General features: G+C 68.8%; 21 protein-coding genes and 2 pseudogenes. 5 read left to right on the top strand and 18 right to left on the bottom strand.

Going from position 1 to position 25918, the window contains the following annotated elements:
• Positions 1–12 precede the first annotated feature (12 nt).
• The 4 genes from OHU89_RS49200 to OHU89_RS49185 form a co-directional block, all read right to left on the bottom strand.
• Positions 13–1392 (bottom strand): chloride channel protein, encoded by a 1380-nt coding sequence (locus tag OHU89_RS49200; protein WP_405653035.1) that lies wholly within the window; start codon positions 1390–1392, stop codon positions 13–15.
• Positions 1389–1961, bottom strand: a complete 573-nt coding sequence (locus OHU89_RS49195) for a potassium channel family protein (protein ID WP_405653032.1) — start codon at positions 1959–1961, stop codon at positions 1389–1391. The genes OHU89_RS49200 and OHU89_RS49195 overlap by 4 nt, the downstream gene beginning before the upstream one ends.
• A complete protein-coding gene (locus OHU89_RS49190; protein ID WP_405653030.1) occupies positions 1958–3322 on the bottom strand; it encodes a hypothetical protein in 1365 nt (454 codons plus the stop codon). The genes OHU89_RS49195 and OHU89_RS49190 overlap by 4 nt, the downstream gene beginning before the upstream one ends.
• A gap of 612 nt (positions 3323–3934) precedes the next feature.
• Complete coding sequence (locus OHU89_RS49185; protein ID WP_405653028.1) at positions 3935–5227, bottom strand: DUF2254 domain-containing protein; 1293 nt, start codon at positions 5225–5227, stop codon at positions 3935–3937.
• A 305-nt stretch (positions 5228–5532) separates the two neighbouring features.
• Between OHU89_RS49185 and OHU89_RS49180 the strand changes: the two genes are divergently transcribed.
• Positions 5533–7377: a glycoside hydrolase family 15 protein gene (locus OHU89_RS49180; RefSeq protein ID WP_405653026.1), complete on the top strand. Its 1845-nt coding sequence runs from the start codon at positions 5533–5535 to the stop codon at positions 7375–7377.
• Between the two features lie 39 nt (positions 7378–7416).
• Here OHU89_RS49180 and OHU89_RS49175 read toward each other — a convergent pair whose 3' ends face one another.
• The 9 genes from OHU89_RS49175 to OHU89_RS49135 all read right to left on the bottom strand — a co-directional run bounded on the left by OHU89_RS49175 (position 7417) and on the right by OHU89_RS49135 (position 18914).
• Positions 7417–9186: a cation:proton antiporter gene (locus OHU89_RS49175; RefSeq protein WP_405653024.1), complete on the bottom strand. Its 1770-nt coding sequence runs from the start codon at positions 9184–9186 to the stop codon at positions 7417–7419.
• Between the two features lie 50 nt (positions 9187–9236).
• Positions 9237–10289, bottom strand: a complete 1053-nt coding sequence (locus tag OHU89_RS49170) for a cytochrome d ubiquinol oxidase subunit II (protein WP_405653022.1) — start codon at positions 10287–10289, stop codon at positions 9237–9239.
• On the bottom strand, positions 10286–11752 hold the full coding sequence (locus OHU89_RS49165) for a cytochrome ubiquinol oxidase subunit I (RefSeq protein ID WP_405653020.1): 1467 nt from the start codon (positions 11750–11752) through the stop codon (positions 10286–10288). The genes OHU89_RS49170 and OHU89_RS49165 overlap by 4 nt, the downstream gene beginning before the upstream one ends.
• 36 nt (positions 11753–11788) lie before the next feature.
• Positions 11789–12628: an SDR family oxidoreductase gene (locus OHU89_RS49160; RefSeq protein ID WP_405653018.1), complete on the bottom strand. Its 840-nt coding sequence runs from the start codon at positions 12626–12628 to the stop codon at positions 11789–11791.
• Positions 12629–12787: 159 nt separating this feature from the next.
• On the bottom strand, positions 12788–14392 hold the full coding sequence (locus OHU89_RS49155; protein ID WP_405653016.1) for a GMC oxidoreductase: 1605 nt from the start codon (positions 14390–14392) through the stop codon (positions 12788–12790).
• A 133-nt stretch (positions 14393–14525) separates the two neighbouring features.
• The gene (locus OHU89_RS49150) at positions 14526–15443 is read right to left on the bottom strand and encodes a cyclase family protein (RefSeq protein WP_405655019.1); all 918 of its coding nucleotides are present in this window, start codon (positions 15441–15443) and stop codon (positions 14526–14528) included.
• A 32-nt stretch (positions 15444–15475) separates the two neighbouring features.
• Positions 15476–16996 (bottom strand): gluconokinase, GntK/IdnK-type, encoded by a 1521-nt coding sequence (locus OHU89_RS49145; protein ID WP_405653014.1) that lies wholly within the window; start codon positions 16994–16996, stop codon positions 15476–15478.
• A gap of 20 nt (positions 16997–17016) precedes the next feature.
• Positions 17017–17355: a hypothetical protein gene (locus tag OHU89_RS49140; RefSeq protein WP_405655016.1), complete on the bottom strand. Its 339-nt coding sequence runs from the start codon at positions 17353–17355 to the stop codon at positions 17017–17019.
• A gap of 362 nt (positions 17356–17717) precedes the next feature.
• Positions 17718–18914 (bottom strand): RNA-guided endonuclease InsQ/TnpB family protein, encoded by a 1197-nt coding sequence (locus OHU89_RS49135; protein ID WP_405653011.1) that lies wholly within the window; start codon positions 18912–18914, stop codon positions 17718–17720.
• Between the two features lie 175 nt (positions 18915–19089).
• On the opposite strand from OHU89_RS49135, the gene OHU89_RS49130 reads away from it, so the two are divergent.
• On the top strand, positions 19090–19434 hold the full coding sequence (locus OHU89_RS49130) for a hypothetical protein (protein WP_405655014.1): 345 nt from the start codon (positions 19090–19092) through the stop codon (positions 19432–19434).
• Positions 19435–19965: 531 nt separating this feature from the next.
• Here the strand turns inward: OHU89_RS49130 and OHU89_RS49125 are convergent.
• Positions 19966–20433, bottom strand: a complete 468-nt coding sequence (locus OHU89_RS49125; protein ID WP_405653009.1) for an ester cyclase — start codon at positions 20431–20433, stop codon at positions 19966–19968.
• A gap of 90 nt (positions 20434–20523) precedes the next feature.
• Between OHU89_RS49125 and OHU89_RS49120 the strand changes: the two genes are divergently transcribed.
• Positions 20524–20874, top strand: coding sequence for a winged helix-turn-helix transcriptional regulator (locus OHU89_RS49120; protein WP_405653007.1), 351 nt, complete (start codon positions 20524–20526; stop codon positions 20872–20874).
• A 332-nt stretch (positions 20875–21206) separates the two neighbouring features.
• Here the strand turns inward: OHU89_RS49120 and OHU89_RS49115 are convergent.
• From OHU89_RS49115 to OHU89_RS49100, 4 genes and pseudogenes are all read right to left on the bottom strand, one after another.
• Positions 21207–21392 (bottom strand): annotated as a pseudogene (locus OHU89_RS49115) (hypothetical protein); the annotation flags it as partial.
• Between the two features lie 106 nt (positions 21393–21498).
• Positions 21499–22935, bottom strand: a complete 1437-nt coding sequence (locus OHU89_RS49110; protein ID WP_405653005.1) for a DUF2252 domain-containing protein — start codon at positions 22933–22935, stop codon at positions 21499–21501.
• A 163-nt stretch (positions 22936–23098) separates the two neighbouring features.
• Complete coding sequence (locus tag OHU89_RS49105) at positions 23099–23422, bottom strand: carboxymuconolactone decarboxylase family protein (RefSeq protein WP_405653003.1); 324 nt, start codon at positions 23420–23422, stop codon at positions 23099–23101.
• Between the two features lie 266 nt (positions 23423–23688).
• Positions 23689–24897, bottom strand: coding sequence for an RNA-guided endonuclease InsQ/TnpB family protein (locus OHU89_RS49100; RefSeq protein ID WP_405653001.1), 1209 nt, complete (start codon positions 24895–24897; stop codon positions 23689–23691).
• A gap of 161 nt (positions 24898–25058) precedes the next feature.
• On the opposite strand from OHU89_RS49100, the gene OHU89_RS49095 reads away from it, so the two are divergent.
• Together OHU89_RS49095 and OHU89_RS49090 are read left to right on the top strand one after the other, a co-directional pair.
• Complete coding sequence (locus OHU89_RS49095) at positions 25059–25433, top strand: amphi-Trp domain-containing protein (protein ID WP_405652999.1); 375 nt, start codon at positions 25059–25061, stop codon at positions 25431–25433.
• Between the two features lie 116 nt (positions 25434–25549).
• Positions 25550–25870 (top strand): annotated as a pseudogene (locus OHU89_RS49090) (GNAT family N-acetyltransferase); the annotation flags it as partial.
• Positions 25871–25918: the final 48 nt, after the last annotated feature.

The following is a 25918-nucleotide window of genomic DNA, read 5'->3' as shown; positions in this document are numbered from 1 at the left end:
AAGGCCCTCCCGCTACGCGCCGCCCGCCGCCTTCTCCTGTAGGCGGCGCGCGGCGGCCTTCTCACGTGGGCGGCGCGTAGCGGCCGACGGTCCCTTCGGGAGCAACTCGGCAGTGACGAAGGACGTCACGGACGCCAGGATCACCACGGGGATCGTCTCGGAGTTGCCGAGCACCAGGACCACCAGGGCCACGCTGCTGACCGGAAGCCGCAGGGCGGCTGCCGACGCCGCGGCCATGCCGACAGCGACACCGGGGATCACCCCGAGGCCCGGCAACGGCGCGAGCAGCACTCCTGCCGCCGCACCCAAAAAGAGCGCGGGAAAGACCAGGCCGCCGCGGAGACTGCCCAGACACAGGGCGTACGCGACGGATTTGAACAGCAGGACGGCCAGAAGTGCACCGACGCCCCAGGCATGGGGATCGGCCGCAAGTCCGGCCAGCGTGGCCTGTCCGGACGAGGCGACCTCGACCGGGGTGCGGCCCGTGATGACCGCGTAGAGGGCGGCACAGCCCCCTGCGGCGACCGCGCAGGTCACCGTCCTGACCAACGGGGAACCCGCCACGAAAGCGGCGATCAGCCGACCAACGATGATCACCAGGTGCAGGAGCGCACCGACGCCTGCCGCCAGCACGATCGACCACACCACATCACCGGTGTCCAGACGCGGGGGCGACGTGGGGAAGCGGACGGTGAGACTGCCGGTCTCAAGGCCCGTCCAGCGTCCGAAGCCCGTGAACACCACGGCTCCGACGCCGCTCGACAGCAGCGCGGGGAGCATCACGATGAACAGTTGTGGACCGCCCACGCCCGCCACTTCGATCAGAAGGACCGCGGCGATGAGCGGATTGCCGAAGATGGCGGCAATGGCTGCCGCCGCGCCTGCCGAGTACAGCAACGCGGTGCTCTGCGGGGTGGCGGGGGCGCGGACGAGATGCCGGAACAGCATGGCCAGACCGGCACCGAGGGCGATCAGAGGTGCCTCCGGGCCGAGGGCGGCACCGAGCGGCAGGCTCGCAGCCGCAGCGATGATCACTCCTGGCAGCGCCGCCGCCGAGGCGCCACCCGCTTTCAGGCCGTACGCGGGGACGTGACCGCCCGCGCCGGGCAGGTGAGTCGCCACCAGCCCCACGAGGACCCCGGCGACGGCGAGCAGCGGCAGCGGCCACCAGGCTGGCGGGGTGTCCCAGCCCCAGGCCTTCGGCAGGTCCGCCCAGATCGCGTGCTCCAGCTCGTGCAGGCCGACGAGGAACCCGAAGGCCGCCAGCGAGATCGGAATGCCGATCAGTGCGCTGAAGATCAGGAGCTTGCGGTATGCGGGCGTACACAGCAGATCGCGCAATCGGTCGGCTTCGGGGGATTCAGGGGATTCGGTACCAGGGTCAGGAGTCAAGGTGCACGCTCCTCCGGCGCGGGCGAGGACTGACGTCGCTCCAGGCCGAGCCGGACCGCCCCGACCATGACCTTCGCGATCATGCCTACGAGGATGAGGTCGGCCACCATCTGGCACGTGGTCAGGACTCGGGCTGTTTGCGAGACGGGCACGATGTCGCCGAAGCCGACGGTCGCGAAGACAGTCACCGTGAAGTACAGGGCGTCGTTCCTGCTGAGCGGTTCGGAGAAGGAGTGCGCTCCTTGCTCTTGCGCGTACAGGAAATAGGTGGCCGAGAACAGCAGCAGAAAGAGAGGAACGGCAGTGGTCAGCGCCTCGATGGCGCGCAGCCGAGGATGCGGCGAACCGATGATGCTCACCGCTTGCAGGGCAAGCAGTGCGCCGATGCCCAGCAGGCCCATGCCGAGCACCGTGGCGGTGTGCTGGTCCAGGTCACGGTCCAGGGGGAGCAGGTAGTACGCCAAGGTGGAGGCTGCCACCGCGGCCATGGAACGCAGGAGCGGCAGGAGCAGGCGTACGCGGTGCGGGCGCAGCCGGCGGCCCCGGTCGCCTTCCTGTGGCGTGCTCACGAAGGCTGCGGTTCCTTCTCGCCGCCATCCCGCCTGGTCCCGTCCGCCGTGTCGTCGGCCTCGTCGAGGAACTCGCGCACGGCGAAGGCGGCCAGGACCGCGGCCACGATCCACAGCACGACCACCGTGCTCGGATACGACCAGGTGACGAGGACGATCAGCGCGATCAGGAGGATCAGCCCGCCGAGCCAGCGCTTGTGGCGATGGACGAAGCGGCCCGTCGCGCCGAGCCGCAGGCCCGCCGAGCCGGCGACCCCGCGCATGGATGCGATGCCGCTGGCGCACGCCTGCCGGATCGTGACGGCCGCGCGCGAAGGCCCGGTCAGGAAGGCACCGCAGGCTGTGACCAGGGCGACGGCGGCCACCGCACGGACGGTGGCCCGCAGGAATCTGACGAGCGCGTCGAACACGGCGGCCGCCGCGTCCTGCGACATCCCGGCCGGCAGGCGGTCGAGGTAGATACCGCGGAAGACGGTCAGGCTCACTCCGAGAACCAGCATGCCGAAGGCCACGGCAAGCGCCGCCGCCACCAGGACGCGCCGCCGGTGGGCCGCCAGGAAAACCGCTGCGGCGGCGATCAGTACGGTGATCACCGGCAGCCACGAGCCGACGATCTGCAGAATCCGGGTGTACGTCTTGACCTTGGCGAGCTCTTCCGAGGAGAAGACGACGAAGTCGCTGTGCACCTGCGGGATGCGCCCGGCGCGGGAGAAGCCGGATTTCACCAGTTCGTTCTTGGCCCGCTCCACGATGGGGCCGACGTCGATGGCCACCTGATCGTCCTTCAGGGTGACGGCGCCGCCGCCTTTGCCCGTGAGCGCCTTGTCCAAGGACCGGTGTGCGACGCGGTTGGCGTCCGTCCACAGCGTTTCGAAAGCGGAACTCGACACGAGCCGCTGGACCGTGGTGCTCACCAATGCCTTGAGTCCGTTCTCGATGGGGCCGTTCAGCTCGCCGATCAGTTTCGCGGCGGCGGGACGGGTCCCTTCCTGCTGGACTGCTGTGGAGAGCTCCGCCACCAGGGCCTTTACGTCGATCTTCTCGAGGATCACCGTCGTGGCTCGATTGGTCACCGCCGTCTGCACCGCCGGGTCCGCGGCGAGCGGCGCGACGGTGTCGACGTAGCGGTCGGTGTCCTCGACCATGCTGTTGGCCCACACCGCGAGGACCGACAGCACGGACAGCAGCGCGGCCAGGACCACCAGCACGGCGGACAGAAACGACCGCCAGCGATGCCGGCGCGGTCTCCCGCCGCCCTCCAGCTCAGCGATGCGGCGCTGCAGATCCGCCAACTCGTCCCTCTGTGCATGCGGAGAGGGCGTGCCGGGTGACGGATCCGGCCGGCTGGGCTGAGCTTCCATACGGATCTCCTGCGAGGAAACTTCGAGGGTGACCGAGAGCGACGGAGCAACCGCCGCCAGTCCAGCAAAGGCGCTCCCGGCAGGTCCCGCGACCGGAGCCACGACGTCGGCCCCTTGAGGCGTGCCCTCATGGGGCCGACGTCGTGGCTCCACGGACGGACACCGGCCGGAGCCGCACGGCCGCATACGGCCGGTCGGATGAACGCCCCCTCTGACCCGGTTCGCTGCCGGCAGTGACGCGGCCCCACGACGGTGCTGGACCTCCTCGGCCTCGCGCGGAGGAGGTCCAGCCGCCGCGAATGAACGGTCGTCGGCGCGGCTGACAAGAGAATCGCCCCTCAGCCTCACGACGGGCCAAGCCGCCCGTGCGGAGCATCGGCCGTCGCGTCGGGCCGGTTGACGCGGCCTGCCCGCGGATGGCGATCTCCCCGATCACGTCGGCGCTCAGGGCCCGCTCCGGTTGTCGGAGTCCATGGGGAGCCGGGCCGTACCCCGTACTGCTGCCGCGTCGGCCGAGGAATGGCCCAGTCCGTCCCCAAGGACGGACTCGCCCGGCTGCATACCCACGAGGCCCGGGCCCCGTCGATCCCCACGGGATCGCCTTCGAACTGCCTACTTCTGCGAGGGGTAGCGCCCGCCGATGCCCTGTCGGTCGGCCTGCTCGGCGACAGCGCGCCGGGCCGCGTCGGGAAACTCCCGCTCGACCGACTCCTGGAGCAGACTCAACTCGGCTCGCACGGAGGGATGCTGTTCTGGCGGAAGGGTATCGAGCAGGCCGTCGAGCAACGCGCGGAGCCGACGGCAGATCTGCACCGACGATGCTCCGTAGTCGCGGATCTCGCAGAGAGCGAGCTGAAGGTAGCTTTCCCAGTCCCGCCCGAGCAGCACGAGCCGGGGATGCCCCTGGCGATCGGCCAGAACATAGCGACCGGGCAGGGGCGCTGTGCGCACCATGTGCAGGAACGACTCGATGTAGTTGAGCACCTGCACCGCGGTCGTGGGGTCGTTCACCGCGGGGGAAAGGGCCCTGATGGCGATGTCGACGAGGATCCTGAGGGCGAAGGCGGGGTCCTGCTCGATCGTGCGCTCGGCCCCGAGGGCGACCAGAGCGGTCACCCGTTCCGGGTCGGGTTGCGACGTGCCGCCGTGGACCTCTACGAGGACCGCACCAGGCGGTGCGAAGTCTCCGATGAGCCGGGTGACGACGAAGACGCAGTCGCGACGCGTCGCCTCGGCGACCAGCCCGGCCACGTTGAAGGACTGGATGGCGCCGCCGCGTTCGGAACAAATCCGCATCACCGGGGTCCCGGACGGCACGGCCTCGTTCGAGTTCGGCGCCGCGCCGCGGATCTCCACGGCGCCACGGCGGAAAACGGCTCGCCCCATGCGTGCGACCAGGTCGGCGATGGCCACCGGTCTCAGACTGTGCGTGAACCGGTTCAGGTAGACGAGCAGGAGCACCAGGCTGATGGCCACCGCTCCGCCGGCCAGGGTGACCCCGAGGTCGGGCACGGAGTCGTCCTCGATGCTGCGCAGCAAGGAGAAGGCGAACGCGAAGGTCCCGGTGAAGGTCGCCAACACCGCCTTCTGCAGACGGTCGCGGTACCACAGGCGCATATAGCGAGGAGAGAGTGTCCCGGTGGCCTGCTGGACGACGAGGACACCGATGGTGACAACGAACCCCAGCAACGCCACCATCGCCCCGACAATGGCGGTGAGCACGCCGCTCGCCGTACTCGCGGAATAATGCCAGCCGCTGGGCGGCCACCCCGTTCCGTCGGCCGCAATGGCCCATTCGGCGAGAGTGCCGCCCAGGGCGAGACCGAGCAGCGGGACGATCCACAGGCTGGACTTGATGTATTGCCGCACCCTGAATCTGGTCGCCCAGGACGCCACGATCTTCACCTCACGCCCCTTTGCCGGAGGAGCCCAGTACTGATGGGCGCGCTGGAGCGCCTGGCTTGGTCTGCGGGACCGCTGTCTCTCACGGTAGGGCCGTTCTCTGGGGAGTGCAGCGGCAGTGCCATGGCGCCCCGGCGGCACTTCGCTCGGCAGGACGGCGCGACGTCAGAGGCCTAAGCTGACGGATGGCACCGGATCCGCCCTCGCGCTGCCTAACCGGTGACCTCTCTCGCCGCCGCGTGCGGAGCCCTACGAGGCCGCTCAGGCGGATCCCGATCCTTGTCGGCGCAGGCCGAAAGGGGCTCACGATGGACGACTATCCCCTGATCGAGAACCATGGGCTGATCGGTGATCTGCAGACCGCGGCCCTGGTCACCACCGACGCCACGATCGACTGGTTCTGCTGTCCACGCTTCGATTCACCCAGCGTCTTCGGCGCTCTGCTCGACCGGCGCAAAGGCGGCCACTTCACCGTCCGACCGGCCGCGAGCGACTACGAGACCAAGCAGCTGTACCACCCCGACACCGCCGTCCTGGTGACACGCTTCATGACGGAGGCCGGCGCCGGCGAGGTCGTCGACTTCATGCCGGTGACCGGGACGACGGCGACGCCGCGCCACCGGCTGGTCCGCATGCTGCGCTGTGTGCGCGGCAGCATGACGTTCGAGGGCGAGATCGCCCCGCGCTTCGACTACGGCCGCAAGCCGCACGAGCTTCACATCACCGAGCACGGGGCCCTGTTCAGCTCGGAGGACATGGACCTCGCCGTGCACGCCGTCCGGGAGCCGCACGACGAGCGACTCCTGAACGCTCTCTCGGGCGACAAGGACCTCCGCTTCACCCTGACCCTGCAGGCGGGACAACAACGCGGCCTGGTCATCGAGTCATCGCCCGCAGGGCCGCCCCACGAGGTTCGGCTCGCGGAATTCGAGGAGCTGTTCCACGAGACGGTCCGCTTCTGGCGCTCATGGCTCAGCCAGTCCACCTACACAGGCCGGTGGCGCGAGGCGGTCGAACGCTCGGCCGTGACGCTCAAGCTCATGACCTACGCGCCGAGCGGCGCCCTGGTCGCCGCCCCCACGACGGCGCTGCCGGAGCAGCTGGGCGGCGAGCGCAACTGGGACTACCGCTTCACCTGGATCCGCGACGCGTCCTTCTCCGTGTACGCCTTGCTGGGCCTGGGTTTCAAAGAAGAGGCGACGGCGTTCATCAGCTGGCTCCACAACCGGGTGAAGGAAGAGGCCGGCCAGGGCAACGGCACCGGGCCGCTGAACATCATGTACCGGGTCGACGGCTCGTCCGACCTGGTGGAGGAGGAGCTGAAGCACTGGGAGGGCTACCGCGGCTCCGCCCCCGTCCGCATCGGCAATGGAGCCGCGGACCAGCTGCAACTGGACATCTACGGCGAGGCGCTGGACAGCATCTACTTCGCGCACCAGCACGGCATCCACCTCGACACCCGGGGATGGACCGCGCTGCACACCCTTCTCGACTGGCTGGTCGGCCACTGGGACCAGCCCGGAGAAGGGCTGTGGGAGACCCGCGGCGGCCGCAAGGACTTCACCTACGGCCGAGTGATGTCCTGGGTGGCCTTCGACCGCGCCCTGCGCATCTCCTACGACGACGGGCGCCCGGCGGCCCGGGGCCGCTGGATGGCCGAGCGCGACAACCTCTATGCGCAGGTCCTCGACCAAGGATGGAATCAGCAGAAGCAGTCCTTCGTGCAGCACTACGGTGACGATGTGCTGGACTCGTCGCTGCTGCGCATGCCGACGGTGGGCTTCATCACGCCCGATGACCCGATGTGGAAGTCCACCATGGACGCGATGGACCGTGAACTGGTCAGCGACAGCCTGGTCTACCGCTACAACCCCGAAGCGTCACCGGACGGATTGCGCGGCACCGAAGGGACCTTCTCCCTGTGCACGTTCATGTACGTCGATGCCCTGGCGCGGGCCGGTCGCACGGATCAGGCCAGACTGGTGCTGGAAAAGATGCTCACCTACGCCAACCATCTGGGCCTGTACTCCGAGGAGATCGCCCTGACAGGCCGTCAACTGGGCAATTTCCCCCAGGCCTTCACCCACCTGGCGCTGATCGATGCGGCCATCACCCTCGACGCGACCCTCAACAGCAAGCGCGTGACGGCATAGGGAAACCGGTGAAACGCCGGCTCCGCTGCCCTTCGACGCTCAACCTTGGGAGGAAGCGGAGCCGAGCAGCACCACCTGGTCGCCCTCCCCCGGGATGACCTGCCGCTTGTCGGTGACCGGCTCCAGCCGCCGGTCGGCGCGGACGACGAACAGGGTGTCGTGGCCCTCCGGGAGGGGGGCCGAGCCGGGCCTGATCACGAAGCGGGCTCCCAGCTCGTAGCGTGCCGCCAGGACGTGGCGAACCAGCGCGGTGCCGAACAGGATGTCGCCGCCGGTGTAAGGGGCCACGACGCCATGGCCGCCGTGCGGCGGTCCCACCCGGTACACGGGGCCTTCGACGCTGTCCTGCATCACCACGGCGGCGAGCGCGTTGAAATCGTCGTCGTCGGTGGCCAGGAAGACGGCCGTCACACCCTCCAGCCTCGCCCCGGGATTGGTGGCCGTGGCCAGCAGATCACCGGTGGCCAGCTCGATTCCCGCGGCATCGATGCGTTCTCGTTCCGCGTCGCCCCCCGCCCACATCAGTACGTCCAGGCCGGCGCTCTGCAACGTCCTTCCCAGGTCCACCACCCATGGCTCCCCGCCCACCAGCAGGATCCGATGTCCCCCGGGTTCGACGATGCCGAGCCGTCGCGCCACCGGCGCCGCGGTCAGCGCGTACAGCACGACGGTGCCCACGATCACCAGGAAGGTGACGGGAAGGATGCGGGATGCCCCGGGTTCCCCCTGTTCGACGAGGCCCGCTGCGAATGCCGAGGCCGTCGCCGCGGCCACGATGCCTCGCGGTGCCATCCATCCGATGAAGGCCCGCTCCCCGAGGGTCAGGCCGGACCGGGTGGTCGACGCGAAGGCGATCACGGGGCGCACGATCAGGACGAGCAGAGCGATGAGGCCCAGTGCCGGCAACAGCACGGGCGTCACGGAGGCGGGAGGGACGCTGGCGGAGATGGAGACGAACAAGAGACCGATGATCAGTTGGGCCAGTGTCTCGAAGAAGGGCCGTCGGGCCGGAATGTCGAAGCCGCGGATGTTGGTCACGGCGAGACCCGCCACGATCGCGGCGATGAGCCCGGTGTCGTCCCGGACGACGTCGCACACCGCGGACACGGTGATCACCGTGGCCAGTTGCGCCAGCGTTCCCAGGGTCTCGCCCAGCCGCAGGGTGCGCAGCGTCAGCCACAGCACGGCCGTCGCCACCGCTCCCCCGACCAGGCCCACAATGAGGCTGAGCGCGAACTGACCCAGTTGGTGCCCCCGGCCGATGTCGACCTGGTGCGTCGTGGCCACGGCATGGAACACGAGCGCGCCCAGGATGCCGCCGATCGGATCCGTCAGCGTCCCTTCCCAGATCAGGATGCGGCGCACCTTGTCGTTCGGACGGACGAAGTCGAGCAGTGGACCGACGACGGTCGGGCCGGAGACCACGAGGATCACACCGAGCATCGCGGCCACCCGCAGGGGCATGTCGAACATCGCGGGCGCCACCGCTGCCGTGACGAAGAACGTGAGCAGCACGCCGACCAGCAGCAGCCTCCCCACGATCCATCGCGTCCCACCCGTGAGTTTGCCCAGATTGAGCCCGAGGCCCGCGTCGTAGAGGATCACCGCGACGGCCATCGAGACCAGTGCGGAGAAGTCCGGGCCTATCAGCTTGTCCGGATGGATGACGTCCGTCAGCGCCCCGGCCGCGAAACCCGCCGGCAGCAGGATGATCAGTGCGGGGACGCGCAGCTTGCTCGCCAGGATCTGAGATCCGGTGGCGAGAGCGAACGTCAGAGCGATCCCGAGAAGGATCTCGTCGTCCGTCACAACAGTTCCCTCATTCGGAGTGCGGGCGCGATCGGGATACGGCGGTGGCCTCAGGCGGCGCCGGAGGGGCCGTCCTCGCCCGCGCCGCTGTGTCGCAGTTCGGCGTCCGTGAGTTCCTCCAGTTCGCCGTGGGTGTCCAGCCAGTACAGGAGCGCGACGGCCGGGAGGACCACGACCACGGCGATCACCGTGACCACCACCAGCCACGTGAGTGTGGCGGGGGCACCCGCCCCGTCGGACACGGTCAACGACGTCGGAAGGAGGTAGGGGCGCTGGGCCATGCCCCAGGCGAGCACCGCACCCGCGACAACCGCGACAGCTGCGACCCGGACCCAGACGCCCGGCGTCCGCAGAAGCAGCCCGATCGTCGCGAGGGCGGCCACTCCCGCGGCGATGACGAAGCCCAGACCCACGCCATGGGTCAGTCCGTGCCATACGTGCGCACTGTCGTCCCGGGTGACGGACAACGCGAGCACGGCCAGCACGGACACGACCCCGAGACTGGCCAGCGCGCGCCGCCGGAAGTAGCCGACCAGACCGGCATCGAGGCGCCGGGCGTCCCCCGTGAGGAAGACCGCGCCGAGGAACGCCGTACCCGCGACAGCGGTCAGACCGAACATCAGCGAGGTGGGGTTGACCCACGCGTCCGCCGAGGCCTCCGTGCCGGGCGAGACCCGGCCCGACGCGACCCCGCCGACAGCCGAGCCGAGGAAGAACGGCGTCACGAGTGAGGCCACGGCGAACACCGCACCGTACAAGCGCCGTCCCACGAGCCGGCGGGCGGGCTTGCGGAAGGCGAAGCCCGCGCCGCGCAGGACCATGCCCATCGCGGCCAGGGCCAACGGCAGCCACATCGCGGAGAACACGGTCTGGAAGAGGGTCGGAAAGCCGGTCCACATGATGACGAAGACGAAGATCAGCCAGACGTTGTTCACCTCCCACACGGGAGCCATGGCGTGGTCGATGAGCTGCCGGGGACGCTTGCCGCGCTCCGCCCCACCCGCCGTGAGATCCCAGAATCCGGCGCCGTAGTCGGTGCCGCCCGCACACGCGTACGCGGCGACGGCGAGGAGCAGCGTCACGGCGATGACGTCGGCGGTCACGGGCGGCCGTCCCGGGGCCTGCCTCCGGTGCCGGAGGTGAGGATGTCGCCGGCCTGAGGAGCTGTTCTCGGCCCGTAGGGGGTATCGGCCTCCGGTGCGTGCGCCGCCTGTTGCTCGTCGGCGAGCCGCCAGCGCGCCCGCATCTTGAGCAGGACCGTGAGCAGCGAGCCGAAGACGAACACGTACACCACGAGCACCAGGCCGAACATGATCCACAGGGTGGTGGAGCGGGTCGAGGTGACCGCCTCGGCGACCCGCATGTTCTGGTAGACGATCCAGGGCTGGCGGCCGACCTCGGTGGCGACCCACCCGCACTCCACCGCCACGACGGACGCGACTCCGGCGCATGCCGCGCCGCGATAGAACCACTTGGATTCGGGAAGCCGGCGGTGGCGCAGCCAGATCCATCCGTAGCACAGCGCGAGCAGCAGCAACGCGGTGCCGATGAAGACCATCGTGTCGAAGGCCCAGTGGGCGATGGTCGCCTGGGTGGCGGTCGGCCGTTCGCTGGCCGGGACGGAGGTCAGCCCGACCACCTTGGTGTCCGGGCGGAACCCGGCCAGTACGGAGTCGAGCAGGGGAATCTTGATACCGCCGGAGATCGAACCGTCCGGGTGCAGGCGACCGTAGAGGTATTCCGGTACACGGGTGTCGGTCTTCCAAACGATCTCCATGGCCGCGAACTTCACCGGCTGTTTGTGGAAGACCGACCGCGCGATGGAGTCGCCCAGGACCATCTGCACGGGCGCGGCGATGGATGCGATCGTGAAGGGAATGGCGAACCCGAGCCGGTGATACCGGTCCCGCCGGCCCCGCAGCCAGCCCACGGCATAGACGCCGGCCACCATGTAACCCGCCGTCATCAGCATGGCTACGACGAAGTGCCAGTACTGCGGCCCGAACATGGGCGTGAAGATCGCCTTCCACACGTTGACGTCGACCGGTCTTCCCGCGGCGTCGAGGGAGAACCCCTGCGGTGTGTTCATCCAGGAGTTGGCGGCCAAAATGCCGAACGCGCCCAGCAGGGCGGTGGCCGGGAGCGGCAGCCCGAGCAGGAAATGGGTACGCGGTTTCAGCCTGCGCCACCCGTAGAGGTAGATCGCGATGAGCACCGCCTCGAGGAAGAACGCCCAGGCCTCGACACCGAACCCGATGCCGAAGACGTCGCCCCACCGCCCCATCAGTCCGGGCCAGAGCAGACCGAACTCGAAGGAAAGCACCGTGCCGGTGACGACGCCGACCGCGAACTGCACCGCCATGACGGCCGACCAGCGCCGGGCCAGGAGCAGCGCGGTGGCATCGTGGCGGCGCAGCCCTCGGTAGTGCATGACCAGGGTGAGGAAAGGGAGCGCCACGCCCAGGGGCACCAGGATGATGTGGGAGGCCAGGGTGAAGGCCATGAGCTCCCGGGCCGGCAGCAGTTGCGCTGGGGCATCCGCCACCAGCGAGACGTAGGTGTGCATCGACGCCCTTACTGTTCGCGGCGTACCAGGGAAAGGTCAGCCGCCGGTGGCGAACCCGGGGAAGAGGGTCATGCCGCCGTCCACGTACAGGGTTGTCCCCACGACGTAGTCCATGAGGTCGGACGAGAGGGCGACGACGGCGTGGGCGATGTCGTCGGGGTCGCCGATCCGGTCGTAGGGAATCAGCCGCAGCAGGTCTTCCCGGGCCTCGGGCGTCTCCCAGGCGCTGCGGTTGATCGGCGTCTTGATCGCACCGGGGGCGACCGCGTTCACCCTGATCTTCTCCGGGGCGAGCTCCTGGGCCAGGGTCTGCATCATCATCTGCACGCCCCCCTTGGAGGACGCGTAGTTGACATGACCGGACCACGGGATGAGCTGGTGCACCGAGCTCATGCAGATGATCTTCCCGGCCGCGCGGGACACCTCGGGGACGACACCGCGGCGCCGGAACTCCTTGGCCGCCTCCCTCGCGCACAGGAACTGCCCCGTGAGGTTGACATCGATCACCGTCTGCCACTGCGCCAGCGTCATATCGGTGAGCCGGGCGTCGCGCTGCAGCCCGGCGTTGGCCACCAGGATGTCGATCGTCCCGAATTCCTGGACCATCCGATCCACCATGGCGACGACCTGGTCCTCCTTCGACACGTCCGCCTCGTAGGCGGCCGCGCGCACCCCGAAGGAAGTGAGCTCCTCGACGACCTTCTCAGCGGCGTCACGATCCGCCACGTAGTTCACGACCACGTCCGCGCCGGCCCGGCCGAGCCCGAGTGCGGTGGCCCTTCCGATGCCCGAATTCGCTCCCGTGACCAGTGCCTTCTGACCCCTCAGCAGGTGCGCCGGAATGACGCCCTGGGGTGCTTCGGTCGCATCCACCATGTTCTGCCTCCTCGCAGCGCGGCCAGGGCCCGCCGCCTGCGGCCGGCCCGGCACGCAGGTCACGCAATCACCGGTCGCGGCGGACAGCATGGCCACGCAGCGGTCGTTGAGCCGTTGGGTCGAGCATCTTCGTCCCATCGGACGAGCGGCCCCGACCGGTCAGCCGAGCCGCGCGAGGAGATGGTCGCCGATCCGCAGCGCGTTGGCGATGGCCGTCAGGGACGGGTTCACCGCGCCGATGCTCGGGAAGAAGCTCGTGTCGACGACGTACAGATTGTCCAGGTCGTGGGCCTTGCAGTTGACGTCCAGCGCGGAGGAAGCCGGGTCGGTTCCGAAGCGGACGGTGCCCGCCTGATGCGCCGTCGCGCCGATCGGCATGCCCTTGTGCAGGTAGATGCTGCGGGACAGCAGCCGGTGTTCATGCATGCCCAAGTGGCCGAGCATGCCCTGAAGCTTGTGCCTCAGCCGCTTCATACCCTCGATGTTGTTCGTCTCGTCGAGAGCCAGACGGATACGGCCCTCGGATTCGACAGTGACCCGGTTGTCGGCCAGGGGCAGGTCCTCACCGCACAGCCAGAAGTCCACGGCGTGGTGCGCCAACACCTCGAAGGGCATGTCCGGAGCGACCGCTCCCGCCCATCGCGGAGCCTGGCCGTGAATCTGCTCGGCGTCCGACTTGCCCAGCATCTGAATGCCGCCCAGAGGGTAGTCCCAGTCGTCCGCGCCGAAGTACCAGTCGTGCAGAGCCAGGGTCTTCTGGAACTGGGTGTCGTTGGGCTCCTTCGAAATGGCCATCAGAGCAAGGTTGTTGTGCCGCATGTAGAACCGGCCCACCACATCGGAGCTGTTCGCCAGTCCGCGTGGATGCTGCTCGTTCGCCGACGCGAGAAGCAGCGCGGCGGAGTTGACCGCGCCGCAGGAGACGACCACCACATCCGCCGTGAACCGCACCTCCGAGCCATCGGCAAGCCGGCCGACGACGCCGCTGACGCTGCGCCCCGTCGCATCCGTCTCCAGCCGGACCACTTGTGTGTTGGTGGTCATCTCGACCTGAGGATGGAGCAGAGCGGGTTCCACACAGATCACTTCGGCATCGGACTTGGCACGCACCAGGCAGGGAAAGCCGTCCACCCGGTTGCATCGGATACAGACGCTGGAGTGGGTGGCACGCCCGGTTCCGTCCTGGCTGAGATTCACGCCGATCGGCAGGTGGAAAGGGTGCAGGCCCCGCTTCTCCAAGTCATCGCTCAGTTGCTGGATACGCGGTTCGTGCTCCACGGGCGGATGGGCATACTGCGCGCTGGCCACGCCCCCACTCGGATCCTCGCCGTGCCGGCCGTGCACGAGGTACAGGTGCTCGGCCTGCGTGTAGTACGGCTCCAGCTCCTCGTACGTGATCGGCCAGGCAGGCGAGAGACCCCCGTGATGCCGGATTTCCCCGAAGTCCTCGGGGCGGAGCCGGAAGAGCGCGGCGCCGTAGAACTTCGTGTTTCCGCCGACGTAGTAGTTGACCTCGGGCGGGAACTCGGTCCCGTGCCGGTCGATCCAGAACTCCGGTGCGCGGTACTTGCCCTTGACGAACACGGCTGTTGAGTCCCAGTTGTCCCGCTCACGCGGCAGGTAATCGCCCCGCTCGATGAGGAGCACGCGCTTGCCGGAAGGGGCGAGCCGGTGGGCCAGCGTGCCGCCACCCGCGCCGGTACCGATGATGATGACATCGTAGTGAGGGGTGTCGCCCACGACGACCACCGTCCTTGCGATCACGGCCCTGACCTGCGTCAGAGCCTGTCCCCCCTGGCCGAGGCCGAGTTGGTCCCCCACGTGCGAACGTAACTCCGCCGCCGGTGATCGGCGACCGCACGGGCAGCGCCCTCGACACGAGCCGCAGCACCTCGATTCACAACACGGCGATCGGGTTGACCGGCGAGCCGGTGGCGGCGGGCAACCGGAGCGGGGCGATCACACACAGGAAACTCCAGCGCCCGGTCTCGGCGCACACCGGGGCCAGCTCCTCGAACTGCAGGTAGTCCAGCAGATGCACGCCCATGGCCTGCATGGCCAGGGCATGTACCGGGAAGTCGATGCCCTCGACCGGGCTGGGAGCGGCGTCGTTGTTGCCGTCCCCGCCCAGGACCGCGACGTTGCGGTCGGCCAGGAACTCCAGGGCGAGGGGATGCAGCCCGGCGCGCTCCTGCGCCGCGTTCCACGCCCCGTGCTCGCTGCGACGGCGGCGATGGCCCACCCGGACGAGCAGGACATCCCCGGGGCCCACCCGGACTCCCTGAGCGGTCTCGGCGGCGGTCAGATCGTCCGCGGTCACCGCTTCGCCCGGTTCCAGCCAGGCGACGCCGCGCAGCCGCGGGATGTCGAGGAGCACACCGCGTCCGACAATGCCGTTCGCGACCAGGTCCAGGGTCAGCGCGTGGGCCCCCTCCTGCGTCACGCTGTCCGCGGACACACCGGCGTGCAGCCGGCCGTCGAACAGCACGTGACAGAGCGCGTCGAGATGGCTGTCCGCATCCCCGTGCACGTTCATGGCGAAGCGGTCGGTGGCGAATTGCAGCCCTTCCGGTCGCCCACCGGAAGACAGTGGTCCGGTCATCCAGTGGCAGGCCGGGTCGGGGTTGTCCGGACCCGGCCGGATATCGATCGGTGCGGCCAGCGACACCGTGCGCCCGTACCGCACCTCAGTGGCGGCCGCCACGACCCGATCAGGTGTCAGATGGGCCAGTGCCCCGCGCGCGTTCGTCTCGCCCTCCGTCCACGCCGCGTCCCGCAACCGGGTGTGGAGCACCCGGAACTCGCACTCGTCCATGCGCGCGGCGGCCGGGCCAGGACCGGCCGACGTCACGGGGAATCCCACGAGGTGATCCCCCATCGCAGCACATGGGTGTCACCCGGCTCGAGAACCGTGAGACCGGTGCCGCTGCAAAGCGCGTCCGCCGGACAGGACATGGGCTCCACCGCCACGCCCCGGCGTCTGCGTTCGGGCTCGGCCAGCGTGTCACCCGTGTACACCTGGACGTAGCGGGTCCCGTCGCCGAGCCACAGATCGACGCCTCGCAGCCCGGAAGGATGGGCCAGCCTGACGACCGTCCGGCCGCGCGCGTCGCGGTCGAGACCGGTGAAGGCGGTGTCCAGCCGCAGATCGCCGATGGGGCGGGCAGCGCGGAAGTCGTACATGGTTCCCCCCACAGGCTCCTGGCCGACAGGCAGGCCCTGGTCGTCAGTGAGCAGCCGGTACCCGGCCGGAACGGTCAGCAGGGCGGTGTCGACAAGGTCGGTGCCGACCGTCAGATACGGATGCTGCCCCACCCCGTAAGGAGCGCGGACCGTACCGGAGTTGGTAGCGAAGACGGAGGCTTCCAGGCCTTCCGGACCGAGCCGGTACTCCGCACAGACCTCGAGGAGGAAGGGATAACCCGGCTGTGGGCACAGTGTGGTGCCGATCCTGAGCGAGTCCTCGCTGTGGGCGAGCAGCTTCCACAAGGTCCACCGCAGCAGACCGTGGATGGCGTTGCGCTGCACCGGTTCCGTCAAGGGGAGTTGCAGGTCGTGGCCGTCAAAGCGGTAGCGCCCGTCGGCCACACGGTTCGGCCAGGGGACAAGGAGCTGTCCCCGCCCTCCCGTGATGGCCGAGTCGCTGGTGAACCCATCGAGCAGCGACCGGTCGTTCACGACGTACTCGCGCAACGCGCCGCCCAGTTGGACGATGGAAGCCCGCTGCCCACCACGGCGCAACTGCCACTGGTCGCCCGTCGGGCCGGCGGAGACGAGCGGCTCCTCGCGTCGCGCGAGGCGCTCGATGAGCGGTCCGGGCGGCGGGTCGCCCGCAGCGTCTTCTCGGCGCATCAGCGAAAGCACCGACAGGGCAACAGCCTCCGGAGACTGGTCGATCTCGACCACCAACGGATGTTCATCGGGCACCGGCTCCTGTAGTTCGGCGAACTGACTGTCCAGCAGACCGGCCGGGAAGAAGTGGCCGTGCCGGGCGGCCAGCCGTGAACGGACCAGATCGTGCGACCCGTGCAGGTACACCAGACGCACTCCAGGGCGCCCCGCCACCAGGCGGTCCCGGTAGACACGCTTGAGCGCGGAACAGGTCACCACAGCCGACCGGCCGGCGGCGATCTCGCGGTCCATCCAGGCACCGATGGCATCGAGCCAGGGTTCTCGGTCGCTGTCCGTGAGTGCATGGCCGGCGGCCATTTTGGCGCGGTTGGCCTCGGAGTGGAACTCATCCGCGTCCCGATACGGCCGGCCCAGCCGCTGCGCCACGAGACGCGCCACCGTCGTCTTGCCCGACCCGGCGACGCCGACGATGAGCAGCACGTCCGGCGGCGGCCCGGCCACTGTCTCGCCCGCCACGGGCGTCGAGGTCCTGGACCTCAGTCCCGCATCGGCCCAGGGGCTACGCACAGCGCCCAGATGACGAAGGCATCGATGGCGATGAAGAGCAGCGCCCACCACGGGTTGTAAGGGAGCCACATGAAGTTCGCGATCATACTGAGACCCGCCAGCACCACGCCGACGACCCTGGCCCACGTGGCGCCCTTGAACAGGGCGAAGCCGGCACAGGCGATCACGAGGCCCAGTATGAGGTGGATCCAGCCCCACCCGGTGAGATCGAGCTCGTAGACGTAGTTGCGGGTACTCAAGAACACGTCGTCCTCGGCGATGGCCGAGATACCCGCGAGCAGCGTCATGATGCCACTGAAGATCATCATCACGGCGGCGAACACGACCCAGCCGCTGCCGTGCGCCGTCCTGGCCGGGCCGGCTTCTCTCACATTGGTTGTCACTACAGGTTCCTCCCTGTCGTGGGCTGCCCGTCGACGTTTCCGTGCGACAAGTCCGATACATCCAATCTGAACCTCCACGTCCCCCGGCGCACATCGGCGGCGCAGACCCGGGAGAACCCTGCGCAGTCGACTGCTCGTCCGCGGTCGGCAGCGGATGCGGCAGGAAGGGAGCGACGGTACTGGGGGGCACACAAACGGAGTCGACCCATGGACGACTATCCGCTGCTCGCTGCTGCGGAACGTCTTCCTCACGTTGACTTCCTCCTCCTCGTGAACGAAGAGGATTCCTACGGCTCACGCCGTGGGGGTTTCTGCTTCATCGCCGACTGCCCGCCCGGAGAACTCCGTTGAGGTCTTACACCGGCTCCACAGACCGTCGCCGCCAGCCCGGCGGCCAGAAGGTTCTTCGCCGCGTTCACGTCCCGGTCATGGGCCGTCCCGCAGGTCCCGCACGTCCAGGCACGGACGCTGAGTGGCATCCTCTCCCGCAGGTTGCCGCAGGCGGAGCACAGTCTGGAGGAGGGGAAGTAGCGGTCCACCGCGATCACTTCCCGCCCGTACCAGGCGGCCTTGTACTCCAGCAGGCAGCGGAATTCACGCCAGCCCGCATCCGCAATAGCCCGGGCGAGCGGGCGGTTCCTGACCATGTTGGTCACGGTCAGGTCCTCGATCACGAGCGTTTGATTTTCACGCACGAGCCGAGTCGTCAGCTGGTGAAGCAGGTCCCGGCGCCGGTCGGCGATCCGCGCATGGACTGTGGCGACGCGACGGCGGGCCTTTTGCCGGTTCGCCGAGCCCTTGGCCTTGCGGGACAGCTCCCGCTGCGCCTTGGCCAGCCGGGCCCGGTCACGGCGCTCATGCCGGGGGTTGGCGACCTTCTCCCCCGTGGACAGGGCGAGGAGATGGTTGAGGCCGACATCGATGCCGATCGCCGCATCGGTGGCGGGAAGCGGTGTGACACTGGGGTCTTCGCACAGGATCGAGACGAACCAGCGTCCGGCCGGGTCCTGGGACACGGTCACCGTGGACGGCTTCGCTCCTTCGGGCAGCGGCCGGGACCACACGATGTCCAGCGGATCCGTCATCTTCGCCAGCGTCAGGGCGCCGTCGCGGAGGCGGAACCCGCTGGTGGTGTACTCCGCCGACTTCCGCGACGCCTTCCGCGACTTGAAGCGCGGGTACTTCGCCCGCTTGGCGAAAAAGTGGGTGAACGCGCTCTGCAGGTGCCGCAGCGTCTGCTGCAACGGCACCGACGACACCTCGTTGAGGAAGGCCAGTTCCTCGGTCTTCTTCCACGCCGTCAACATCGCCGAAGTCTGGTGGTAGTTGACCCGCTCCTGCCGCGCCCACGCCTCACTACGGGCGGCGAGCGCCAGGTTGTAGACCTTGCGCACGCAACCGAACGTCCGCAACAGCTCCGCCGCCTGCACATCACTCGGATAGAAGCGGTACCTGAACGCCCGCTTCACAGAGTGCACGACCACGCCCACAACCTAGCCAGACCGCAGGCAGCGATCAAACCTGCCGGTCACGGCACTGCGATCCGCCCTGACGGCGCATCCCAGCCCTTTGCCCTGCTCCGCAGGAGTTTCGTTTCCTCCCCCGGCCGAAGCCGGGGGTATCCACGAAAGATTCCGATGATGGCTCTTGGTGTGGACGATGTGGTTCTTCCTGCTCTTCAAGCTGGTCACCAACCTCTGCCGGGACCACTCCCTGAACGGCTGGGCAAAAGCCCTCTGGCTGATCGGCGTCATCGTCCTCCCGCACATGGGCGTCTTCATCTACCTCGTCGCCCGCGCTCGCACCATGGGCGAGCGGGACGTCGAGCAGGCCCAGCATCGGGAAGCTGAACGCGCAACAGCAGATGGACGCCGCCCGATCCCGCGAGGCGCACCCTCACCCGTCCCCGCCCTTCCCTTTTCCCTTCTCCTTGTCTCGTCGGGGGCGTGGGGGTGTGCAGAGGAGGATGTCGGGCTCCAGACCATGGCTGGTCAGGGGTGGTGAGCTGCGGATACTCCGTCAGACCCGGTAAGGGTGCGGACCGTTGTCGGCGGGGTTGTGGGCGGGGTGCATGACGGGGATGCGAGCTTGGTCGGGGGCGGGGTCGTCCCATCGTCGCGCTGGGGTCCTCAGGGTCGCCAGTGTGGTCGGGGCCGGCTGATGCCGTAGCCGTACGCGGCGTCGGCAGGATGTGCTTCTGCCGCAGGGGGCTCGCTGGGGAAGTCTCAGTCGAAGTTCGATCTGTATACGCCGCGATATGCCGTGACCACTGTGATGGGCTGTCCCGGCGGGCTCTGCAGCGCAAGCACAACGTCACCTGGCACCCGGTGCGGCGGGCCTTGGACGGGCTGTGGCCAGCTGAGGCCATCCCCGGTGAGGGACAGAGGCTCCGGTGGTGCCGATGGCCCGCGGCCCCACCCACTCACGGCCGCCGGAATGCCTTTCCCGGACTGGCCCTGGAACGAGTGCACCGCGTCGAGGGGCGGTTGCCGATCAGGGCTCAGGGGCAGGCGTGGTCCGAGAAGGTCTCGATCTTCAGGCCGGCTGCGCGCCGGTGTTGATCTGTTGGGTGAGCTTGAGCAGCTCTTCGACGTGGTAGATCTCGGTGATCTTGCCGTCAACAACACGGACGATGTCGGTGCCCGTGATGTCGACCGGGTTGCCGCTGGCGGCGAACCCGAAGGCGTCCTCGGTGTGCGTCCCGGTCATCCGCCAGTGCAGGACCACCCAGCCGCCGGGAAGCTCCTGCTGGAACAGGATCCGGTGCTGCGTGCCGGTGAATCCGTCTCGGACCGCGGCGATCAGCACTCGCATGCCGTCGAGGCCCGAGGCGGCGCCGTCAGCGGGGTTGTGGTCGATCACGTCGGGGGCGAACACCTCGTCCGCCCCGGCGACGTTGCCGGTGTCGTAGAGCTCAAGGTTGCGCGCGGCGACCCGCAGCGCGGTGGTCGTGGCCGAGCGCACCATCTCGCTTGCGGTGTTGGCCGTACTGATCGCGGTCATGAGGTCCTCCATGGTGTGGGGTGGGTGCGGGCTGCTCCGCTATGGTTCCCTGAGGGAATCAGTTCCCTCAAATGAACTATTGGGGAGAGCATGAGTGAGCTGGATCACCCTTTGCCGGAATGTCCGATCGCCCGGTTCCTGACCGTGCTGGACGGGCCCTGGGCGACGCTGATCGTGCGGGAGCTGCTGACCGGCCCGAAACGCTTCACCGAGCTGCGTACCGGACTTCCGGGGATCAGCCCCAAGACCCTGTCCTCACGGCTGCGACGATTCGTACTCCTGGGGCTGGTCACCCGCACGGCCTATCCGGAGATCCCGCCCCGCGTGGAGTACGAACTCACCCCGGCAGGCGCACGGCTCGAGGTCGTGCTGGCCACCATGGGCGCCTGGGCCGAACAAGACCTGCCCCGCACTGGCGCGTTCCCCGTCGAAGATCGGTAACCAAGACCGGCCGACTGCCCGGCACTGAGCGTAAGAGAGTGGCCAGGGCGCCCGAAACAGTGTCTGCCAGAACACCTCAGGCCGAAAGGGCGGGCTGGCCGACGGGACTTGGAGACCCCGGGACCGCAGACAGGTGCTGACGCAGCGGCGCAGTGACATCGATTCCCATCGACATTGATCACGAAAACGCGCACCAAGTGACTCTCAGACTCAGGTCGAAACGACATCCAATCGACGTGGGCGCGCTGCCGTCGGCGCCCGCCTCCCCCACTGGGCAGCGGGTACGCGCCCGGATCACCGCCCGGCCCGCGTATCGATGTGCCGTCTGCGGCCACCAGGGTCAACGGGGTTCCGCGAGTCTGGTCGAGGTGGTCGACGAGCCGCTGCCGCCTCAGGAACGTGGCGGGCCGCGCAGGGAGGGCGAACCGGGTGCGCAGGAACGGGTCCCCCCAAGGATTGGCGCAGGGAGCGGCTGGAAGGGTCGGTCCTTGGGTGGTGTTCTCGTGGGTCTGGGCCACGGCGCGCTCACCGCCCCTGTCTGCTGAAGTGACGACCGCGAGCGGCCCTCGCTGGAGTAGCGGAGGGCCCTACGCGTTCGGGGCGAGCCGGGTTTCCTGTCGCGGGTCAGGCTGCCGGCAGCTCCTCCGCGGGGAGCCGGCCGGCCCGTACCGCGTCGAGCAGAGCCTGGTGGTCCCGCTCGTTCTGGTCGGCGTATGACTCCGCGAAGGAGGCGAGTGCGCGGTCGAAGGAGTCGCCGCTGCCGAGGTATGCGGCGATCGCGATGCGGTCGCCGGACCGCGCGTGCGCACGCGCCAGTGTGGCTCCGCACAGTTCGCCGAACGCCTTCAGGTCCTTCGGCCGCATCCTCTCCGGCATGGCGATGCCCTTCCAGTCGCGCAGCTGGCGGACGTAGAAGTCGCGTCGTTTGCCGTCGATCCCGTCCACCCGCTCCCAGCCGAGGAAGATGTCGCTGGTGGCCTGCATCAGCCGCTGGCCCGAGACCACCCGCTCGCCCTGATTGCGGTATCGGCTTGCGCCGATGTGCGCGGCGAGCACGGAGGTGTCGGCCTCCTTGGCCTGGAGGAAGAGCGGGTCCTGGTCGTCGCGGCCGAGGAGCAGGAAGATCCAGCATCGGGTGCCGACGCTGCCGACGCCGACCACCTTGCGGGCCACGTCGGCCAGTCGGTAGTCCTCCAGGAGCGTGCGCCGGTCGGAGGCGAGCGTGCGCCCGTACCGCTCGACCAGACCGCGGAACTGGCGCTCCAGCGCGCTGCGCTCCACGTCCGGCAGCAGGTCACCGGCCGGGATGAGCAGCGGGGGGTCCGCCGCGATCCTGGGCCGGCCGTCGACCTGCTCGGTGAGCTTGTCGAAAGCCTGGAGGCTGTCGCGGGTGCGGGCCTTCGCGATCGCGTGGGCCAGGTTCTTGCGACCGCGCTTCGTTGCATGGAGCCGGCCTGAGGCCAGTGATTCGAGGAGGTCCGCGTCGATCTTCGTGTACCAGACGTCAAGGTTGCCCGTTTCCGCGAAGCGGATCATCGCTTTGCGGTACGAACGGACTGTGGCGCGCACGATGCGGGCGCGTTCGTCGTCGTCGAAGCCGTTCTCCCGGCCCGCGATGACGAGGCTCGCCGACAGGCGCTTGACGTCCCACTCCCAGGGGCCCGGCAACGTCTCGTCGAAGTCGTTGATGTCGAACACCAACTGCCGTTCCGGTGAGGCGAGCAGACGGAAGTTCAGCAGGTGTGCGTCCCCGCACAGCTGGGCGGTGAGGCCTGAGACCGGGCTGTCGGCCAGGTCGGACGCCATGATCGCGGCGGCGCCCCGGTAGAAGCGGAACGGGGACTCCATCATCCGGGCGTAGCGGATCGGGACGAGTTCGGGCACCCGCGCCTCGGACTGCGCCTCAAGAATCGACAGCGGATCCGGCCGGTCGGGAGACGGCGTGTACACGGCGTGGTCCGACCGCGGCGAGCGGCGCCGTGCCTCCTTGCCGAGAGCCGCGCGGTTCTCGGGCGTGGTGTGGGGTGCGGCACGCATGGCCGTGGTCGCGTTCTGGGACATCGGAGACGCTCCTGCCTGGTCCTGCCTGCTCCTGCCTGCTCCTGCCTGCTCCTGCCGCCATGGGGGCGCCCGGCACGGGGCACGTCATACCCGGCGGGCAGATCCTTGGCCCTCTTCCTCATGCCGGCCGTGCGGATCACCGATGCCGGACGGGCGGCTGCTCTCAGCCCTGGGCTGCGATCTCGGCATCGGCGACGGCGATGGCCATGCCGAGCGCCGTGGCGATATTGCCCGCCGCGGTCATGACGCGGGCGGTGCCCACGATGGGTGCGATGGCGACCAGGACGTCCTGCAATTGTTCGACGGTCAGACCGGTTCTGATGGCCGGGTCGATGTGGGCCGCGTAGGAGATGGGCGGGGCGTCCGAGGCGGCGAGTGCCGCGATGCGCGTGAGGATGAGCGTGTCCGGGGCAAGCCCGCACCGCTCGACCGAGTCGACCGTCATGGCGGCGAGGGTGTCCAGGACGGGAGTGTCCGATGTGGACATGGCGTATGCCCTCCTGGTGAGTGTCGAGCCCGAGGGGGCGTGAGACGGAAGAACCGCATTCGGTATATATGAGACCCCTCAACCGTAGATCGCATTCGGGGCTCGCGCATCGCGCGCCGATGCTCCGCGGGCCCCGACGTGCGCGGCGGACCGCAGGGGACGAGATTGGAGGTGACCCGGCCGCTCGAACGTGACCGGCGGTTGCGCGGGGCGGCCCGACACCCAGGCAGTAAGCGGATCGGAGACACCTTGACTTCCTCCCCTGCCTAAAGGCGGGGGATTCCAGCGGTCGCCCGCTGGGGTTCCTGCTTCACCGACGACCGCCCCGTCCGGGAGGACTCCCGTTGAGGTCTTACACCGTCTCCACAGGCAGATGCCGCCAGCCCGGCGGCCAGGATGTTGCGTGCCGCGTTCACGTCGCGGTCATGCACCGCACCGCAGGCGCACGTCCACACGCGGACGTTCAGCGGCATCTTCGCCGCGACCGTGCCGCAGGCCCCGCACAGCTTCGAGCTGGGGAACCAGCGGTCGATCACGACGAGTTCACGCCCGTACCAGGCGCACTTGTACTCCAGCATGGAGCGCAGTTGCGTCCACGACGCATCGGAGATGGCGCGTGCGAGCGTGCCGTTCTGCAGCAGGTTGCGGACGGTGAGGTCCTCGATCACGACCGTTTGGTTCTCACGGACGAGACGAGTCGACAGCTTGTGCAGGAAGTCCCGGCGCCGGTCGGCCATTCGCGCATGCACGCGGGCGACTTTGCGGCGGGCTTTCTCCCGGTTCGCCGAGCCCTTCGCCTTGCGCGACAGCTCACGCTGCGCGCGCGCCAGCCGCGCGCGGTCACGCCTCTCATGCCTCGGGTTGGCGACCTTCTCCCCGGTGGACAGGGTCACCAGGGAGGTGATCCCGGCATCCAGGCCGACGGCCGCCGTGGTGGCAGCGGCCGGGGCGATGTGGTCCTCGCACAGCAAGGACACGAACCAGCGACCCGCCGCGTCACGGGACACCGTCACCGTGGTCGGCTCCGTCCCCTCGGGCAGCGGACGCGACCAACGGATGTCCAAGGGCTCCGTCATCTTGGCCAAAGTCAGCTGTCCGTCGCGCCAGGTGAAGGCGCTGCGGGTGTACTCGGCCGACGCACCCGACTTCTTCCGGCTCTTGTACCGGGGGTACTTCGCGCGCTGGGCGAAGAAGTTCCCGAACGCCGTCTGCAGATGGCGCAGCGCCTGCTGCAGCGGAACCGAGGACACCTCGGCCAAAAAAGCCAGTTCCCCGGTCTTCTTCCACTGCGTCAGCGCGGCGGAGGACTGCACGTAGGAGATGCGGCGCTGCTCGCCGTACCAGGCCCGTGTTCGCTCCTCCAGCGCCTTGTTGTAGACGAGGCGGACACAGCCGAACGTGCGGGACAGCTCAGCCGCCTGCTCGTTCGTGGGGTAAAAGCGGTACTTGAATGCCCGCTGGACCTGCCGCGTCACGTCTCACACTTTATCAACTTCCGTGTGGGCAGCGGGTGTCGTCCGGGGGGCGGTGGACCCCGGTCCGCCCTGACGGCGAACCGGCTTCCCCTGCCCTGCTCCGCAGGAGCTTCGTTTCCTCCCCGGCCTGAAGGCCGGGGTATCCACGAAGGAGAACACCGATGAAGGACCTCAAGTTCGAGCGGAAGCGCTCCCTGTCACGCCTTGAGGCGGCCGACCAACTCACGGCACTGGCCACCGCGCTACGCAAAGGCGGGGAGGCCGAAGTGGAACTCAGTCCCGGAACGCTGAGCCTGCACATCCCCGACGACCTTCGCAGCGAGATAGAGGTCGAGATCGGTGATGGGGAGATCGAGCTGGAGATCGAGTTCACGTGGCCGACCGCATCGCCTGGGACAGCGCCGTCACAAACGGCCGCAAGCGCGGAGAAGCCCACCACACGCACGCGCAAGAAGGCGCCCGCAAAGCCGAGGCGCAGCGCTACGAGCACCAACAGCGGCACAAGCGCGAAGCGGGCCGCGACGAAAAAGCCCTGAGAACCCGTCCGTCGGGGCGCAGCGCCGGCCTCCGTTGGTGAGGGCGGGTCCCGGACCGATGGCTTGATCGTTCGGGAAGTCCTGATCGCTGCTGGGCCCGTTGATTGGCCGGCGTCATGACTGATCTCGGACCGGTCGCCCGGCCGCCTGTCCCGATCAGGGCCGACAGGCTCGTGCTCCGTGAGTCTGAGGCCCGGGACCGTGCGGCGTTCATCGAGCTGCTGGCGTCGCCACAGGTGCACACCTACCTCGGCGGCCCCCACCGACGCGAAGAACTTGAGCGCGAGCTGCCCGAAGTGCCTGAGCGGTGGCCCGGGAGCTTCGTCGTCGAGCTCGACGGGACGATGATCGGCCAGATCCTGCTCAGGACAGCACCGGAGCACAGTCGCCCGGCTTCTGCGGGGAAGGCCGATCTCGGCTACATGTTCCTGCCGCGAGACTTGCCCGGAGACACGCTCGTCGTGCTGTTCCGGGACGCCGAGGGC

The sequence above is a fragment of the Streptomyces sp. NBC_00019 genome (assembly GCF_045041015.1).
Taxonomy (GTDB): Bacteria; Actinomycetota; Actinomycetes; order Streptomycetales; family Streptomycetaceae; genus Streptomyces.
The sequence above is the reverse complement of the archived record's forward strand: the minus strand, read 5'-3'. Positions and strand labels throughout refer to the sequence as shown.

Coding starts and splice junctions, on each gene's coding strand:
- OHU89_RS49190 (WP_405653030.1), bottom strand. CDS start 3,322: ATGGAAGCTCAGCCCAGCCGGCCGGATCCGTCACCCGGCACGCCCTCT.
- OHU89_RS49180 (WP_405653026.1), top strand. CDS start 5,533: ATGGACGACTATCCCCTGATCGAGAACCATGGGCTGATCGGTGATCTG.
- OHU89_RS49165 (WP_405653020.1), bottom strand. CDS start 11,752: ATGCACACCTACGTCTCGCTGGTGGCGGATGCCCCAGCGCAACTGCTG.
- OHU89_RS49160 (WP_405653018.1), bottom strand. CDS start 12,628: ATGGTGGATGCGACCGAAGCACCCCAGGGCGTCATTCCGGCGCACCTG.
- OHU89_RS49150 (WP_405655019.1), bottom strand. CDS start 15,443: ATGGACGAGTGCGAGTTCCGGGTGCTCCACACCCGGTTGCGGGACGCG.
- OHU89_RS49140 (WP_405655016.1), bottom strand. CDS start 17,355: ATGATGATCTTCAGTGGCATCATGACGCTGCTCGCGGGTATCTCGGCC.
- OHU89_RS49130 (WP_405655014.1), top strand. CDS start 19,090: ATGTGGTTCTTCCTGCTCTTCAAGCTGGTCACCAACCTCTGCCGGGAC.
- OHU89_RS49125 (WP_405653009.1), bottom strand. CDS start 20,433: ATGACCGCGATCAGTACGGCCAACACCGCAAGCGAGATGGTGCGCTCG.
- OHU89_RS49120 (WP_405653007.1), top strand. CDS start 20,524: ATGAGTGAGCTGGATCACCCTTTGCCGGAATGTCCGATCGCCCGGTTC.
- OHU89_RS49110 (WP_405653005.1), bottom strand. CDS start 22,935: ATGTCCCAGAACGCGACCACGGCCATGCGTGCCGCACCCCACACCACG.
- OHU89_RS49105 (WP_405653003.1), bottom strand. CDS start 23,422: ATGTCCACATCGGACACTCCCGTCCTGGACACCCTCGCCGCCATGACG.
- OHU89_RS49095 (WP_405652999.1), top strand. CDS start 25,059: ATGAAGGACCTCAAGTTCGAGCGGAAGCGCTCCCTGTCACGCCTTGAG.